Below are 14,529 nucleotides of genomic sequence, written 5' to 3'. Positions count from 1 at the left end.
AAACTCCTATACCAATCCAACCGCAGGATTTAATAATGTACCAATATGAAAAGGTACAAAATTAAACACAGCACTTGAGGGCGTACTTTGAACACAATAAAAACGTGAAAAGTTGATTGCTGGTGCTTGTATAAAACCAAAGATATAAGCGGTCAACGTAGAACCATATGTGTTAAAGGTTTGAACTAAACCAACATTGGCGGCTTCCGCTGATGTGAAAACAAACCAATCTTTATTATTAATTGTGAAAATTGGATCAGTATTGGCTGAAATCTGCGCTGTAACTTGAAAAGAACCTTTCATCCAAAACTCACCATTAATGTTGGCAATTTTTAGAGTTACACCAGGTAAATAAACTTTATTATTAAATGTGGCAATGGTTCTGACATCAATCCAATTCACAGGCTTAATGCTATTCGCATTAATTTGTGCCTGTAACTTTGCAAGTGCCATCAATATTTCATCAGTTGCTAAGATTCCATGAGCAGGCACAATAGCCAAACCTGTGAGTGGCGTATCTAGGACACGCTGACTTTTAAAATATAGATTCTGACTTCCCTCAGGGACTTCATCCGTATTTGCACCAACATTCGCTTGCGCAATCGCCCATTTTGAATCTGATGAATCCCACACTGCAGCAAGACGATCAAACCCAGCACCACTATCAATATGTGCATAATCTCCGTCTAGAGCTGTTGGTAGTGCAGTCATCAACGCAGAATAGCTACTAAATACGCCTCGGAAATGCTGAACAAAATCAATTTTATCGAGCTTTCCCGAGATTCCTAATTGATCTTGTGCCTCTAAAAGCGTGGATGCTCCTGTCCCACCATGTTCGACAGGAATCACATCGTTGGGTTCAAACTCACCTAAGCCTTCAGTTCTTCTTTTAAGGGGTACGATCTGATTCATGTTGTCACCATCTGAATATTTTGCTGAGTACCGTCTGCCAAGAAAAAAGGCAGTTGATAATCAGAACTCAGCTCTACATCTTGTCGAATACCGTTCTTTAAAAAAAATGGCAGTGATAAATTCACTGCCACAACTTCTACCCATTCTGCATTTTTACGCCCATAGATCAGATCATCCTCAGGGGCATCACTCAAATTGTTCTCGCTACTTCGAAAGAGAATTGATATTTCATGTTCTAAGTCTTCAAGATGACTCCCTGTTTCTTTCTTCAATGTCTGCAAAGATTTACTCAATGCATCAATTGCGGATTGCTGTTGCTGATCGATATGTTGTAAATCCTCATCAGCATGCATGAGTTGATTGATCTGATCTTGTGAAACAGTTTGATCTTTCAATTCTGATATCGATTTTGCTAAAGATACGATCTGCTTTTGTTGTTGATCATTTCCATGCTTATTTTGCTGTGCAAGTTCTAAAGCTTGATCAGCGATCTTTTGTATTTGGTCAATCGATTCTGTATTGTTTTGACTCGTATTTGAGTACAAACCATATAACTGCTCAAAAAAAATAAGCCAGATTGTTGTAATCTGGCCATTTCGATCGACAATGATGTCCCGTGCAGGGATGCCCTGACTCATTCCAAGCGCCCCTCGATAATCACAATATTGATGGGTTCAGAACAGCGAATACGAAATACCCGATCACGCCCTGCGCCTAAACGTCTAGCAATAATCCGTTTACGATATTCCCCTTTTTTACCAAGTGGAATCAAACGAGTATCAGACCATGTATGACCGTTATCATCTGACCAATTCAGCATTAGCTTTGGTTCCATAATTAATCCTCAATCTGCAGGTGCCAAACAAAAGGTATAAGAAGAAGGCTCAAAGGTAGGATTGATGGGCTCATATACTTGATCAATATCATTTGCATCAAGTATTGTGATTTCAATTTTGACAAACTGTTTTGTCATATTTTTAAAGCGACTTATTTCAATTAAATTCAAGTTTGTGGTTGGATTCATATTAATATCAAAAGGAATTAGATCTACTTCAAAATCCTGTTTTAATATTGCTTGTAAATCTCTACCGTCTTGATTGTTATAAAAAGAAGTAGATTCAGTAATTTCTACACCATTAATGGCTAAGCCATAAAATCCATAAGCGGATATGTATCCGAGTGTGCAAGAATCAATAGCACCCTCACAGCCAATAGGCTCAGGAGGTTTAGGATCAGGAGTCTTTTTCTTTTCAATCCCAAACCCTGTTTCACACACAATTTCCAACTTATTGAACCGCGTTAATACACCTTCAGTATTGACTGCTTGAGCGGTACGTTCACGTAAAATCAGCTCACCATCGTCTGTGAAAGTATGATTGTCTAAATCGTATAATTTGCCATTTCGATAATCGCCAACAATATGCATATTCCTAAAAAATGCATGATGCTGTGAACGATGGCGCTCATGTAAACCTTGAGCATTGGCAAATGAGCGTTGATGCCACAGACCTGTAGATACATCAAAGCAAAATGTTGCATTCGCAGATGGGAACGAAATGACATAAAAAACATGTCCCTCTTGCTGATAGGCATAAGCCATTGCATCTGTTGTTTTACTATAAACAGAGATTGCCTCTTCAATCGCATGAGTCGAAATTCGCTCAGGAACACCACCCGCACTCATTACAATTTGATGGCCACCAAATTCGCTCACACCTAGCCAAATCACACCTGTAGATAAAGACACAATACTATCCGGAGCAACACAACCAAATGCCATCGCACCACCCGACAACCGAGCAAAAGGTGCATTGCTTGAACCTGTACCGTAGTATCGCTCTACGCTTTGCGCCCCGAATAACCAAAGCTCTCGGTTAAAGGTAATGCTTGCTGTGATGTTATCCGGTGTAGACTCAGCCGTTGCATAAGACAATGCATCTATTTTCGTACTGTACAAATTGGACCAATAGAACTGTCCTGTCCCAAACTTATTTAGAACAAAACGACCATCCAAGAACAATACATGTGTCGATCTAGGAATCGTTGAGCCTGACAATCGCTCAATCGTGAGCGTTAATATATCCAATGCATAGGTATATGTACCATTTACAATCAAAGCGACTTGACCATTATCGGCAATACGCACCGTACCAAGTGCACTAATCTGACTCAACTCAACAAGTTCAAATTTAGATGACTTGCTGTGATAGAGCCTTTTACCAATTACAGCGATCAGATCCCCATTAGACAAAACATGCAAGCACCGTACTGAAGCTTGATTTCCCTCAAAAATTCGTTTGAGACCAGGTGTAGGTATGAGTGCAGCAACGCGTGAACCGTTAGGATGTTCAATCGTTTGGGGATACCAATTAATGCAGTTTTGACAACTCATACTTTGAGCCCGCAATTTGTATGCAGGACCAACCAATGGAAGCTTAACCATAACGACCTCGATAACTAATACCCATCAATGTCTGATCAGGTTTTACTGGAATTGGCGTAGATTGTGCTCGATGCATAATGCGCATCGCTTGTTGATATTGCATCTGTACATCTGCAGTAATCGGCAATTGATATTCGGGTGCTAACTCAATCGCCAAGGCATATTTAATAGCTCGTACATACTCAACAGGCACATAAATATCATCTGTGGCTTTAAGTGGAAATTCAGGGCTGATTAACGAATGAATAAACAATTTTGCAGACTGAGGATTCGCCACAATTACCTCAATCCCCTCTACAAACCGTCTATAACGCAAAGCATCTGTAGGTACATTCAATGCGGTATCACGATACAAACGGATGTCTTGCCCATCAAGTACTGTATCTTCTGAGATAAGGCGCGCATCAACAAAATAATGCGTTTGCCCTGCCTTAAGTTGCACCTCAATGCCTTGTGATTGATAAACATAGTCTCGTGATGCTGACCATTGCCCCAATAACATATTCAAAGCAGATACAGCATCACTCATTTCGGCATCTGTCATGTTTTCACCTGAAGCAACAATACCGATAATACGTGCTGAGGCATGGATAAGATCACGGACTTTCATGTGCAATTCCTTAGGCATAAAAAAACCACTCATAAGAGTGGTTTTTTTAAATAAATATCTATCTAATTTAGGTACCACAAATATCTGTAGTACCTGTTGGATATGTAAATGAAAAATTAGATCTATTGGTTACAAGTTCAATTGATACTGGTTTATTCGCATCATTTATTTCAATGTCATGAAATACAACCGAATGCACATATGAAGTATTTTTAACTTTATCTGATAAAGTTAAAATATAACCATAATTTATATTATTAATTATGAGCCCGACTTGGTGACTATTCTGATTTATATATATCCCTACTTTTTGAAAACCATCAGCCGTATTTCCAACATTTATAGTTTTTATCGCAGAATTAGAACCATTCACTAAGGATACACTTAGCTCATTTTTACCTGACTGATTATGGTAGAAAATAGTAGCATCAAATGTTTCTCCATTTTTCAAATATGAAACTGAACCAGTAGGAAACAATGCCAACCAACCTTTAGATCCTAATGGGCTTGTAGGTACTTTTAATTTATATTCATAAGCAACCACTCCTGTCCCAAAAATATCTTTATCCCCATCCTTAATTCCCAATTTTTTATTATTTATAAATGCACTACTTTGTGCCATGTAGCCATACCCTGTTTTTGGGCTAGGAGCGGTCCCTGCAATTAGATTCATACTGTGCTTTTGCCCACTACTTATGGGAAAGAACTCTAAATTTGGATTGTTATTAATTTCGTTGAATTCTGCTTGAGTTGAATCAAAAGCATAAGTACATGCACTCCAACTGTTAACACTAATAGTAATGGCCAAAAGACCGAGTAATACTTTTTTCATTTTTTAAGTCCTTTTTTTATAGAAATTTCAATATATGTTTATATTTATATATTCACAAAAAAAACAGACAAGTGGTACATTATGTATTTATTTTTAAAGTATTTTTTAAAACAAATAAAAACCACTTATCATGTTTTTAAAATATAATTACCCCAATAATTTAATCAAACTCGCTTTATCATCACGGGCTAAATACTTAATGCCCTTTTTATCAAGCAAAGAACGAAGTTGATCTGCCGTTAGTGCGTTGTAATCCGTTTCAACTACAACATGCTCGGCAGGCTGAAAGGAATAAATCACTTGATTCAATTGCTCTATTTGAGCCTTTAAATCATCATTCTCAGCTTTGAATTGATCACGTTCAGTTTGAGCAACACTGAGCTGTAATTCTTTTTGAACTAAGTCTTCGCTTGATGCACCCCCAACAGCACTACCCATCATTTGATTGACTTCATCTTCCAAATCAACAAAGTCCACAAAGCCAAGCTCACGTAGCTCTTCTTCATGCTCTGCATTTTGAGCAATTTCATTTTTGTGTGAGGTGGTCGACCCCAAGTACAGCATTTTTGGATATTCCATTTTCATTACTCCAGAAATGACAACGCCCCAATTAAAGGGCATATGTTGTCATTCATTGTGATTAAAATTATTCAGTGATACGGCAAGCAAAATCACGAACACGAGTAAAGCCCCACATCAAATCGATACGGGTAGCTGTAGACAGGTCTTTAAAATCACCTGCACTTTGCACTGTAAAACGCACACCTTTCGAAGAATATGAATAGCCAAACTCTTTCGGCGTTACGATCTTTGCAGGTACAAATGCTGCAGTAAATGCAGATTCTTGGAACAATAGGTTTTGCACAAAGCCTTGCTCGGCTCCACCATAAAAATTAACCACCGCACCATTCGCAGGACTTGCATTCACTGTCTTGTTTGGCATTGCAGGCGTTAATGACGGATAGATTGATACTTGTGCTGTTGCAGCAGAAGCCATGACATCCGCAAGTACAACAAATTGTTGTAGGTCGCGCATCAATTCACCCGTCAATGGATGAGTTTTGAATACCCCTGCAATAGTAAAGACCTGACCTGCTTTGAACGTATCACCATTGGCAAGACCACCAAATACCAATGTCTCACCTGTTTGACTTGCCCCTGAGATAATGACCCCTGCCACTTTATTACCATTGTATAAAGTTGGCAGGTTAATCACTTCATCCCAATCGGCACCTGAGGCACGACCAAGATTCGTTTCACGATACTGTTCTGAAACTTGCTTGCCCGGATTGAACAACGCCTTACTGGTATCAACCAATTCAAGGTTCAAATCCGTACTGATCAAACCACTACGATTACCTTCAGGTGCAAGTGCTTTTTGTAGTTTTGCTCGCGCTTGATTCAGCGTACGAATTGAGTTTGGTACCGTACCTGGTGTACCGACCAAATAAGGCGTTTTCATCACCGCATTTTTAATCAAACGTGCTTCGATCGTTGAACATAAGGTTTGGATCTGAGGCTTAAAGATACGATCGACATAATCACGACGACGCGGATCACTGGCATCAAGCTTAAAGACATTTTCAACATGAGAGGATTGAAAGGCAGCATGCACATGATTGTCCACTTTTAAGCTGACTTTACGCTCTTTCCATGAATCAATTTGTCCACCTTCAGCCAGTACATTACCGTCATAAATACGGCTAATACCTGGAATCGTGATTGAGACATCATCCCCGACTTGATAGCCGTTCACGGTTTTATCAAACTCTTTTTCACGAGAGCGATTAATCCCCATCAGAAATGGACAACTTTCTTCAATAATGGCTGCAGCTTCCTGCGCAAAAACTTGAGCTGTATTAATAACATTTGGCATATTTTATTTACCTTTTATTTCGTAGACTTTTTAAATAGCTCACAGCATCCCCATCCTTCATATCAAGCGGGTTCTTCTTCACATTGGCTTTGCCTGAAGGCGGATTTACCGGTGGGGGTGCATTTGGAACTTTGGGAGCTTGCGGTTTATTTTTAAGTGAGGCACGGACTTCACCGAGTTTCATCAATTGCAAAGATGGAGGTAGACCTAACAGCTCAACATAATCCATCGGGTCTTTGCCAAGCTCATACAGAATCGCGGGCGCATCTGCCCCCAACTCAAGCACGGCTTCACTGAGCTGTTCAGGCAATTGCCCGCCACTGAGACTGATCAATTTACTCACCGTTTGCAGATAATCAGGATGAGTCTTTCCAAACTCAGTTTCTGCAGACTCAATCTGCATAGACTGCGCTTGTCGTGCTTGATCAGTACGCTGTTGCTCAAAACGAGAATTAACCTCTTGCTCAGATTTCTTATGCTGATACTCCGACATCGCTTTAGCGTAGTCATCGACAGATTCGAAATCATACAAATCAGGTTCTTTTAAATTCTGCTCCTGAGATGTATATTTTTCACGTAAGGTTTGAGCCGTTCGTAAAGCTTCGTTTTTCTCCCATGTCAATTTCGCAATACGTTGATCAATCGCAGTTTGACGTTTGGATTCACGTTCAGCTTCAGCTTGTTTATCAGCTACTGCTTTCTGCTCATCCGTCGGTTCTGACGCAACTTGCTGACCCTGTTCCTGATCAATCTCTTGATCCTGTTCAGCACCGCCTGTTGTATCAACATCATCTACAATGGGATTCTCTGTGTTTTCCATAGTCCTACTCACTTAAGCCTTGATTACCGTCAAGTGCGGGGTCTTGTTGCGGTGCAGCCATATTGTGCGTATCAATCCCGATCTGGCCGTCATCAGGTACGAATGGTTGTTGCTGTTGCATTTGTTCAGGCATTAAAAAACCGCCCTCAAGTGGCGGTTCTTCATTCGGTGGTTGTTGTGGTGGTGGTTGATCTTGCATACCCGTATCCACCCATGCTTCAGGCGGTTGCATATGTTGCAGGATCATGCTGATCGCCCCTTTTAATTCCTCAATCTCAGCTTTGGCGGCATTATTGAGTTGAGCAACTTCAATCGTCGTTTGCGCCTGAAGCTCAGCAATTTGATAACGTGCATCACGTTCAGCATTCTTATCGTCAACCTGTGCCATTGCTTGCTGTAACTGCATTTGTAGCTGTTGCATCTGTTGTTGATACTGTTGCAATACGGCTTGTACTTGTGGATCACCTTCACCCTCTTGCGTTAATGCGGGATTCAATGATTTCTTAATACGCTCCACAATATCCTCAAGCATATTGCCATCATCAAAGGCTTTGAGCAGTAGATCAGGTGCAGCTTGACCAATTTGCGGTACAAACTGTAATAGCTGTACCAGGGCTTCTTTATTCTCTTGCCGTTGGCTGATATAGCTTGCACCGGTCGTCATACGGATGTCATAGCGTCCGATGGTGAGATTATTCAAGATTCCATCAATAATGCCCTCACCTTGCTGATCAGTGGGTTCATTCAGCTTTACACGCTCAGTTTTAGCATCTTCACCCGTAATCCGTTTAATCAAAGGGACTGAATACACCTTTTGATAAATCGCAATCAAAATCCGTCCAATTTGAGCCAGGGATTTATTCAGGTTATCTGTAATATGAAAATGGCTGACATCCGCTCGTTGTTGCAGAAGACTGATTGCCTTACCTGACTGTTGATTGACGTTCTGCCCCATTGCTGCAGGTTGCATATTGAGAATTTCCTCAATACTTTCCTTGGCACCATTGGCAGCATTCAAAATCCCTGATAATGCAGTTAATGCCGGTAACTGTTGAGGGGGTGCAATCGGTTGACCTTGATCATCTACATCATTCCAACGTAAGGCTTGATATGCATTTGGATTCGCCCATTCTGTTAAATCTCGTGATGCACGTTCAGGCACTAAAAACTGCTTACGCAAACCTTCTGCAATCTGTTGTGCTTCTGACGATTTCCAATAGTTGTACAATTTCTGCGGATCACGGGCAAAATGGATCAGTGAAAAGATATAGCGATCTTCTCCATCCCAAGTCACATCACCATATACAGGTACAATCGGCAACATCGGAACGACAAATTCACGATCCTCAAGTACCTTTGAGCCTGTTAGTTTGTACCACCAACACTTCTCAATATAGCTTTTACGTTGATCGTGAATCGAGTTTTTATCAATTGGCTCCTCGAATGTTGTTGTGCCATCGACCAATAGATATAAGGTCTTTGGTTCTCGTTGCATCTCAAACAACTCAGCAACACAGACCGTTTTATCATCATGGTTCGACCAAGTGCTTTGAGCATCACTTTCAAAGTCTGTCGTCGCATCATCGCCATACTGATCTGCAATGTCTTCTTTCGGCACCCACGTTTTAAGCACAACATAACGTGCATCTGAGCCATCAAGCTCCTTTGAGTTCGGATCGAAGTACACAGAATCCGCATTATGAATCGACATAATTTTCGGCTCTTGCTGAAAACTATCAGGAGAAACATAGTCAACATGAATGCGAATCGCTCCAAAGCCACTGTAAACGACGTTTTCCATGGCAGCATCATAAGCATTATCAGCACTGCTTGAAATTTCAGTATCACGCAATAAGCCGTTAAAAATACGTGCCACCGCAGGATCAGCAACATCATCTACAGGCTCAGCTTTAATTTGCTGTTTATTCATTTTGGCACTGTTAATTTGCTGTTTGCAGTATGTGCGTAGCTTATTGATGGTTAATGTCGGTATACCTGCAGTTTTACGCGCTTCACGATCTTTATCACTCCACTGGGCATCATCCAACGTGACAAAGCGACGATCTTCCTCACCACGTTTATAATTCTCTTGCCAGTAATCTTGTGCATCATCACAAAGCTGACGAACGCGAGTCAGAATATCCTCGTCTTTTTCTTTGTTGTCGGTCATGACAATGTTGTCCTCATGGCAAGTGGTGGCGGTGGTGATTTAGGTTTTGATTTACCGATTAAACCTCTACGTACAGCAAAACGACGCATCATGTATGCATAACGTACTGCATCCAAAACATCATCGTGAGTTTTAACAATTTTGCCCTTATCATCTCGGTGATACTGCAAAAACTCGTCCAAAAATACCCGCAGACCACGAAACACCTTAAATTGTCCTTTGCGCATCAAGTCTAGAATCTCAAATAGACCTGCCTCAACTCCATTCGACCCATCAGGCCATGTCGCATGTTCTGCTAACATTTTAAAACCTGCATCTTTGTAATATGACTTTTGCTGCTTACCTGAACCTTTTTCAGTTTGTAAACCATCTAAAGGCCATGCAGTTGGAACATCAGTCGCCCAATGCTTCACAGCTCCCCAGGCATCATTTGGAGAAACTTGACGCTGTTTCCATGCGTGTGTGACATAGATCGTATGATTATCCATATCTATCGCAAGTCGTACTTGGGCTTGAGGGTGATCCCAACCAAAGTCCATTCCATTGATGATCATCCAATGATCAGGAATCTCAAACGGATCACAGGTGATAAACTCTTCACTCAAGTCATAGATACGACCATGACCGAGCATTGGAATACCCTTGGTTCGCATTTCACGTTGATGCGGTGGGAATGAGGCTAAAAGAGTTTCTTTGGTCTGTTCCGTCAAGTGCGTTACATCATCCCAACCTGCACGAATCAAGTATTGTCCTTTGGATGGTGTATCCATGAATTGGACAACCAACTCAGTCCGACCATTTTCAGGAGTGAACGTCAAAATGCCTCGACCACCTTGCCCTTGATCACCTGTTGCTGTTCGTGTTAAGACCTGTGGGAAAATAGTCTGATCTCTTGGTTCTTCATCAATGTGATACCAATCAACAGAGTCACCCATTAAAGCGTGTTGTCCTTGCGAGTATGACCAAAATTGCACTTTTGAGGTTTGATACTGGACATCACCGCCGCCACCATGACGCACATATACAGAGCGCATCGCATTGGTTGTCCCTGTCATTGACTCATGCTCAAGAATAAATTCAGGTGGTATTAATCCTCCAACCCATTTATTTTCAACACGACGACCAAATATAGGCGTTTGTAATAAGTCTCGGCACTTTTCACCTGAGTAGCCTAATAACCAAATTAAAGGTCCATGATTAAATACATGCCCATCCCACCAATCAGGGTAATGACCAAGCGCATGGATCGTATCGACATAGGTTCCCGTCATGGTTTTGCCGACACGGTTAGCTGCCATCAGCATCACTTGAGAATATGATTTTGAAGCTGAAATCATCTCACGCTGAAATGGATAGAGCTTGTCACCAAAACTACGATACTGATAAGTATCACTTCGACGGTTACGCTCCTCAAGTAAAGCGAGATATGCAATCTTTTCTTCTCTAGTCATGATTCTCTCGCTTTAGCCTCAGCCTCTTTAATGCGCTTGTCTAATTCAGTATCAGACACACCCATTAATGGCTCACCATTCTTACCTGTAATCTCTTGGCGATTTGTAAACTGACCACCTAAATCTTGTGCAGCTTGTTTCATAATGTTGAGCGACATCACGGTATTTTTTGCATTTTTCTCAAGATGCTTTTGATACTGACGCATGCGATAAAACTTTTGAGTCACAGGAATATCAATCAAGCCTTCATCAAATTTCTTTCGAGTTTCCTCAAAAAGATCTTTGAATTTCTTACTCAAATTTCTTCCTGCAACTTTTGTTGGGTCGTATGAAGAACACTGCATTCGATCAACTTTTATCTTAAATTCTTGTAATACAAGCTCTGCAACTTCTTGAGGGGTATCACGGCATGCAAGAGACTGAACTATAAAGATTTTTACAGGCTCTTTTAGGGCTGCCATAACCACCTCTTTGTATGACTACGTATGACAAAATAGGCAAAAAAATTTAAGCCAACTTCAATAAACACGTACCACATGCATGTGCAATATTTGCCTTTCTGATTGTTGGACCATCATTTGCAAGATCTACCATTTTTTGAACTGACTCGGATGCACCGTATCGCTGAACTACGCCATAGAATTCTTCGACATCGTGTGGGCGCAAGTAATACTTATATTCACCTGTTGATGGACTTACTAAGTAATTCCCATCTTCATCCCGCTTTGCGCCTAGGTGATACAACTCATGTTCTATCAATGCACAAAAGTCAGTATCACTTGCCTGTGAAGCATATTGGGCATCAATTGTGATAACAAAGTCAGGAATACATCCAAACCAATCAAGCATTTGTTTTTCTTGTCTGAGCTTGCGCCAACCACCTGCCATCGGTGCAAACTTCTCTGTCTGTCCTAATACAACTTTGTCAGCTTTAATAAATGCCGATGAAGCCCATAGCACTTTAAATAAATCATCATCCCAAGGCGATATATGTGCGTGATCAGGATTATGAAGTGTGCCTTCGTCATTAATGAATGTATTTAATATCCATTCTTTTAAATCGGATGCAGGCTCAAACCCCATATCATCAATAGGATCTATATCGAGTAAAGTTTTAGGTGGCATTGGTCTTTTCATAAATTTCGCCCATAAAAAGACCACCCGAAGGTGGTCGTCACAAGTTATTTCAAATTTCATAGATACTCCGCAAATTTAAATAAACATTGAATTTACGAAATTTTAAAATTTAATCTATCAAGATTCATCACTCTTAGATTTACTAAGTAAATCTGCAAAGAAGTTTTCTGTTAATCGATCTTTATATTCGATCTGAACACGTCCACCAGAGCCGATTCTCTCTGCTAACTCACCAAGTTCTTTTGCGTTTTTTTCAGACCAACCATTTTCTTTAGCCCATGTATTGATTTCAGAACTTGATAATTCTTCGCCCTGCTCATACAACCATTTCAAAATTAATTTTTTAACCGACACATCAAGCGGATGACCACCACCTGTAGATACATTTACACGTTGATTTAATTGCTCTAAAGCATTTTCTAACAATGGAGTCATTGTAATTCTCATAAAGTAATAATGTAATTAATACTTTGGGATTAATTCATTCTATTCAAGAGTTAGCTGAAATAAATCAACCATAGAAAGCCACCCGCAAATTCTTAATCCGCTCTTTCAATCGAATCATCACATTATCGATTGCAATTAATTCACTGTTTCTTAAACTAGTTCTGCATAGGTCCTGATATTTTGATAGCTCAGCACTACAAAATTAATTTTAGTATAAACCAAAATAACAGATCAATAATCCTAAGCCTATAGGCATAGTTTATAAAAACTTTTTTAAATCATTGAAATTTCTTAATTACCATTTACGATTGATGAAATTAGAAGCTACTTAACTATTGAATATGAACTACAGTCAAAGAATTCACGGCAATAAAATTAGAATTAATGAAAATATTAATTTTACCTTTTGGAAAAAGCTCACTCAAATTTTTGAGGAAATGTATAAAAATGATTATTTTTCAAAAAAATACCCGATAATACTTCCATGGTTTGAGGAAGATTCTTATTATGGAAGTACAATAGAGATGTTTTATGCAGGCTCTACCTATAAATGCAACTCAAAAGAATTAAGTGACGATTTGGCATTTCATATTGGAGATGAATTTGGTTGGCCACTTAAAACTCAAAAAATGTTGTCACCAAAAGTACTAAACGGATATCAATTATCAACTAAATTTGAAAATTGGATGCCATCTATAGATCAGGTATTTGACCTGATAGAATTTTTTTACTCAAGAACACACTCAGTAAAAGTTGAATCTATAAATTATGAGGGAGACTTAGGAGAGTTCGAAAAATTTAATATTCTAAGTTTTCCAGAGGGTGATAATTCAGCAAAGGAAGATTTTTCGGAAAAAGTCAACACCTTACTTCGCGACGCAAGAATTATTTACGAGTTCGATTCACATGCAGGACAAATTAAAACAATTATTAGTGCTGAAACCAAACAACTGATAAACAACGCTCTAAATAATAAACTATTTTACCACGATGCTATATACCAAGAAATGCTTCAAAATGCCTGTAATGAAATATCCAGCTGCAGAAGAAAGGAAAGTTATGAAGCTCTTAAAAAATTATGGGATGCCTATGAACGTTTGAAGTGTTACTTCGACCCAAAAACTCAAATAGAGAAGAAGGACTCAAGTCAAAAGATTGTGGACTTATTTTCAGAAACGCCTATATTCCAAATTGAAGTTTCCGAAGAAATGTTCAAGTTATCTAAGCTTGGTAATAAGTTGACTATTCGTCACTCTGAGACATATCAAGAAGACTTAAGGGACAGTAGGCAAATTAACTATTTGTTTAACCGATGTTTAGCTATGATTGTGTTAATTCAAGATCAGATTGTTGCAACCAATAAAACAAAAAAGTTCATTTGACCGTGTTCATATCCACCCATAAAAAACCACCTACCGGTGGTTTTTTATTAATCTATTTTAACTTGAGGCTAGATTAAAAACTAGTTGCTTTATCATATGCTTCAAATGCATCCGCATATTCAGTATCATATTTTTTCTGCATTTCAGCACGCTCAGAAGAACCTTTGGGTAATTGCTCTACTGCCATTCTCAGGTTATTCAATCTATCAAAAGTTGGATTAAATTGCTCTTTACCATGGGTTTCCCATGATTCTTTTCTTCTTTGTTCTTGAGCCTGACTCATTGCGTATCTCCATTAGTTAAAAACTTAGGTATTACACTAATAGAGAAAAAGCCCACATTTCTGTGAGCTTTTTAAGAATGTGGTGTGGCAGGCGGATTCGAACCGCCGCTGACGATCTTAGATTTACCCCACAGTTTTATTTTCACAATCTTAGAGCCCTACTGCC

The 14,529-nt window shown here is 39.6% G+C and carries 16 protein-coding genes; 1 reads left to right on the top strand and 15 read right to left on the bottom strand.

The window, feature by feature from the left end; genetic code table 11:
• Window positions 1-6: 6 nt before the first annotated feature.
• The 14 genes from ACK1JC_RS06120 to ACK1JC_RS06055 all read right to left on the bottom strand — a co-directional run bounded on the left by ACK1JC_RS06120 (window position 7) and on the right by ACK1JC_RS06055 (window position 12,686).
• On the bottom strand, window positions 7-912 hold the full coding sequence (locus ACK1JC_RS06120) for a hypothetical protein (protein ID WP_409510978.1): 906 nt from the start codon (window positions 910-912) through the stop codon (window positions 7-9).
• Complete coding sequence (locus ACK1JC_RS06115) at window positions 909-1,550, bottom strand: hypothetical protein (RefSeq protein ID WP_409510977.1); 642 nt, start codon at window positions 1,548-1,550, stop codon at window positions 909-911. Before ACK1JC_RS06115 ends, ACK1JC_RS06120 begins: the two co-directional genes overlap by 4 nt.
• A complete protein-coding gene (locus ACK1JC_RS06110; RefSeq protein ID WP_409510976.1) occupies window positions 1,547-1,747 on the bottom strand; it encodes a hypothetical protein in 201 nt (66 codons plus the stop codon). The genes ACK1JC_RS06115 and ACK1JC_RS06110 overlap by 4 nt, the downstream gene beginning before the upstream one ends.
• Window positions 1,748-1,756: 9 nt before the next feature.
• Window positions 1,757-3,355, bottom strand: a complete 1,599-nt coding sequence (locus ACK1JC_RS06105) for a hypothetical protein (protein WP_409510975.1) — start codon at window positions 3,353-3,355, stop codon at window positions 1,757-1,759.
• Window positions 3,348-3,965, bottom strand: coding sequence for a hypothetical protein (locus ACK1JC_RS06100; RefSeq protein WP_409510974.1), 618 nt, complete (start codon window positions 3,963-3,965; stop codon window positions 3,348-3,350). Before ACK1JC_RS06100 ends, ACK1JC_RS06105 begins: the two co-directional genes overlap by 8 nt.
• A 67-nt stretch (window positions 3,966-4,032) precedes the next feature.
• Window positions 4,033-4,797, bottom strand: a complete 765-nt coding sequence (locus ACK1JC_RS06095) for a DUF4882 family protein (protein WP_409510973.1) — start codon at window positions 4,795-4,797, stop codon at window positions 4,033-4,035.
• A 147-nt stretch (window positions 4,798-4,944) separates the two neighbouring features.
• Complete coding sequence (locus ACK1JC_RS06090; RefSeq protein WP_409510972.1) at window positions 4,945-5,376, bottom strand: hypothetical protein; 432 nt, start codon at window positions 5,374-5,376, stop codon at window positions 4,945-4,947.
• A gap of 67 nt (window positions 5,377-5,443) precedes the next feature.
• Window positions 5,444-6,673 carry a P22 phage major capsid protein family protein gene (locus ACK1JC_RS06085; RefSeq protein WP_409510971.1) on the bottom strand — a complete coding sequence of 410 codons (1,230 nt, stop codon included), beginning with the start codon at window positions 6,671-6,673 and terminating at the stop codon, window positions 5,444-5,446.
• A 7-nt stretch (window positions 6,674-6,680) separates the two neighbouring features.
• Window positions 6,681-7,493, bottom strand: coding sequence for a hypothetical protein (locus ACK1JC_RS06080; protein ID WP_409510970.1), 813 nt, complete (start codon window positions 7,491-7,493; stop codon window positions 6,681-6,683).
• Between the two features lie 4 nt (window positions 7,494-7,497).
• Entirely contained in the window at window positions 7,498-9,663 is a 2,166-nt protein-coding gene (locus ACK1JC_RS06075) for a portal protein (RefSeq protein WP_409510969.1), read from the bottom strand.
• The gene (locus ACK1JC_RS06070) at window positions 9,660-11,114 is read right to left on the bottom strand and encodes a terminase large subunit domain-containing protein (RefSeq protein WP_409510968.1); all 1,455 of its coding nucleotides are present in this window, start codon (window positions 11,112-11,114) and stop codon (window positions 9,660-9,662) included. Before ACK1JC_RS06070 ends, ACK1JC_RS06075 begins: the two co-directional genes overlap by 4 nt.
• Window positions 11,111-11,575, bottom strand: a complete 465-nt coding sequence (locus tag ACK1JC_RS06065) for a DUF2280 domain-containing protein (protein WP_409510967.1) — start codon at window positions 11,573-11,575, stop codon at window positions 11,111-11,113. The genes ACK1JC_RS06070 and ACK1JC_RS06065 overlap by 4 nt, the downstream gene beginning before the upstream one ends.
• Window positions 11,576-11,621: 46 nt before the next feature.
• Window positions 11,622-12,251: a putative metallopeptidase gene (locus ACK1JC_RS06060; protein ID WP_409510966.1), complete on the bottom strand. Its 630-nt coding sequence runs from the start codon at window positions 12,249-12,251 to the stop codon at window positions 11,622-11,624.
• A gap of 117 nt (window positions 12,252-12,368) precedes the next feature.
• Window positions 12,369-12,686 (bottom strand): DUF1889 family protein, encoded by a 318-nt coding sequence (locus tag ACK1JC_RS06055; protein ID WP_409510965.1) that lies wholly within the window; start codon window positions 12,684-12,686, stop codon window positions 12,369-12,371.
• Between the two features lie 353 nt (window positions 12,687-13,039).
• On the opposite strand from ACK1JC_RS06055, the gene ACK1JC_RS06050 reads away from it, so the two are divergent.
• Window positions 13,040-14,080 (top strand): AbiJ-NTD4 domain-containing protein, encoded by a 1,041-nt coding sequence (locus ACK1JC_RS06050; protein ID WP_409510964.1) that lies wholly within the window; start codon window positions 13,040-13,042, stop codon window positions 14,078-14,080.
• 73 nt (window positions 14,081-14,153) lie between these two features.
• Here ACK1JC_RS06050 and ACK1JC_RS06045 read toward each other — a convergent pair whose 3' ends face one another.
• Window positions 14,154-14,363 (bottom strand): hypothetical protein, encoded by a 210-nt coding sequence (locus ACK1JC_RS06045; protein ID WP_409510963.1) that lies wholly within the window; start codon window positions 14,361-14,363, stop codon window positions 14,154-14,156.
• Window positions 14,364-14,529 lie beyond the last annotated feature (166 nt).

It is taken from the genome of Acinetobacter sp. TY2, assembly GCF_046269225.1.
Classification (GTDB): Bacteria; Pseudomonadota; Gammaproteobacteria; order Pseudomonadales; family Moraxellaceae; genus Acinetobacter.
The sequence above is the reverse complement of the archived record's forward strand: the minus strand, read 5'-3'. Positions and strand labels throughout refer to the sequence as shown.

What these genes read in the sequence shown, in the direction of transcription:
- ACK1JC_RS06045 (WP_409510963.1), bottom strand. Translation starts at nt 14,363, where the DNA reads ATGAGTCAGGCTCAAGAACAAAGAAGAAAAGAATCATGGGAAACCCAT.
- ACK1JC_RS06075 (WP_409510969.1), bottom strand. Translation starts at nt 9,663, where the DNA reads ATGACCGACAACAAAGAAAAAGACGAGGATATTCTGACTCGCGTTCGT.
- ACK1JC_RS06065 (WP_409510967.1), bottom strand. Translation starts at nt 11,575, where the DNA reads ATGGCAGCCCTAAAAGAGCCTGTAAAAATCTTTATAGTTCAGTCTCTT.
- ACK1JC_RS06095 (WP_409510973.1), bottom strand. Translation starts at nt 4,797, where the DNA reads ATGAAAAAAGTATTACTCGGTCTTTTGGCCATTACTATTAGTGTTAAC.
- ACK1JC_RS06110 (WP_409510976.1), bottom strand. Translation starts at nt 1,747, where the DNA reads ATGGAACCAAAGCTAATGCTGAATTGGTCAGATGATAACGGTCATACA.
- ACK1JC_RS06120 (WP_409510978.1), bottom strand. Translation starts at nt 912, where the DNA reads ATGAATCAGATCGTACCCCTTAAAAGAAGAACTGAAGGCTTAGGTGAG.
- ACK1JC_RS06090 (WP_409510972.1), bottom strand. Translation starts at nt 5,376, where the DNA reads ATGGAATATCCAAAAATGCTGTACTTGGGGTCGACCACCTCACACAAA.
- ACK1JC_RS06070 (WP_409510968.1), bottom strand. Translation starts at nt 11,114, where the DNA reads ATGACTAGAGAAGAAAAGATTGCATATCTCGCTTTACTTGAGGAGCGT.
- ACK1JC_RS06085 (WP_409510971.1), bottom strand. Translation starts at nt 6,673, where the DNA reads ATGCCAAATGTTATTAATACAGCTCAAGTTTTTGCGCAGGAAGCTGCA.
- ACK1JC_RS06105 (WP_409510975.1), bottom strand. Translation starts at nt 3,355, where the DNA reads ATGGTTAAGCTTCCATTGGTTGGTCCTGCATACAAATTGCGGGCTCAA.
- ACK1JC_RS06050 (WP_409510964.1), top strand. Translation starts at nt 13,040, where the DNA reads ATGAACTACAGTCAAAGAATTCACGGCAATAAAATTAGAATTAATGAA.
- ACK1JC_RS06055 (WP_409510965.1), bottom strand. Translation starts at nt 12,686, where the DNA reads ATGACTCCATTGTTAGAAAATGCTTTAGAGCAATTAAATCAACGTGTA.
- ACK1JC_RS06080 (WP_409510970.1), bottom strand. Translation starts at nt 7,493, where the DNA reads ATGGAAAACACAGAGAATCCCATTGTAGATGATGTTGATACAACAGGC.
- ACK1JC_RS06115 (WP_409510977.1), bottom strand. Translation starts at nt 1,550, where the DNA reads ATGAGTCAGGGCATCCCTGCACGGGACATCATTGTCGATCGAAATGGC.
- ACK1JC_RS06060 (WP_409510966.1), bottom strand. Translation starts at nt 12,251, where the DNA reads ATGAAAAGACCAATGCCACCTAAAACTTTACTCGATATAGATCCTATT.
- ACK1JC_RS06100 (WP_409510974.1), bottom strand. Translation starts at nt 3,965, where the DNA reads ATGAAAGTCCGTGATCTTATCCATGCCTCAGCACGTATTATCGGTATT.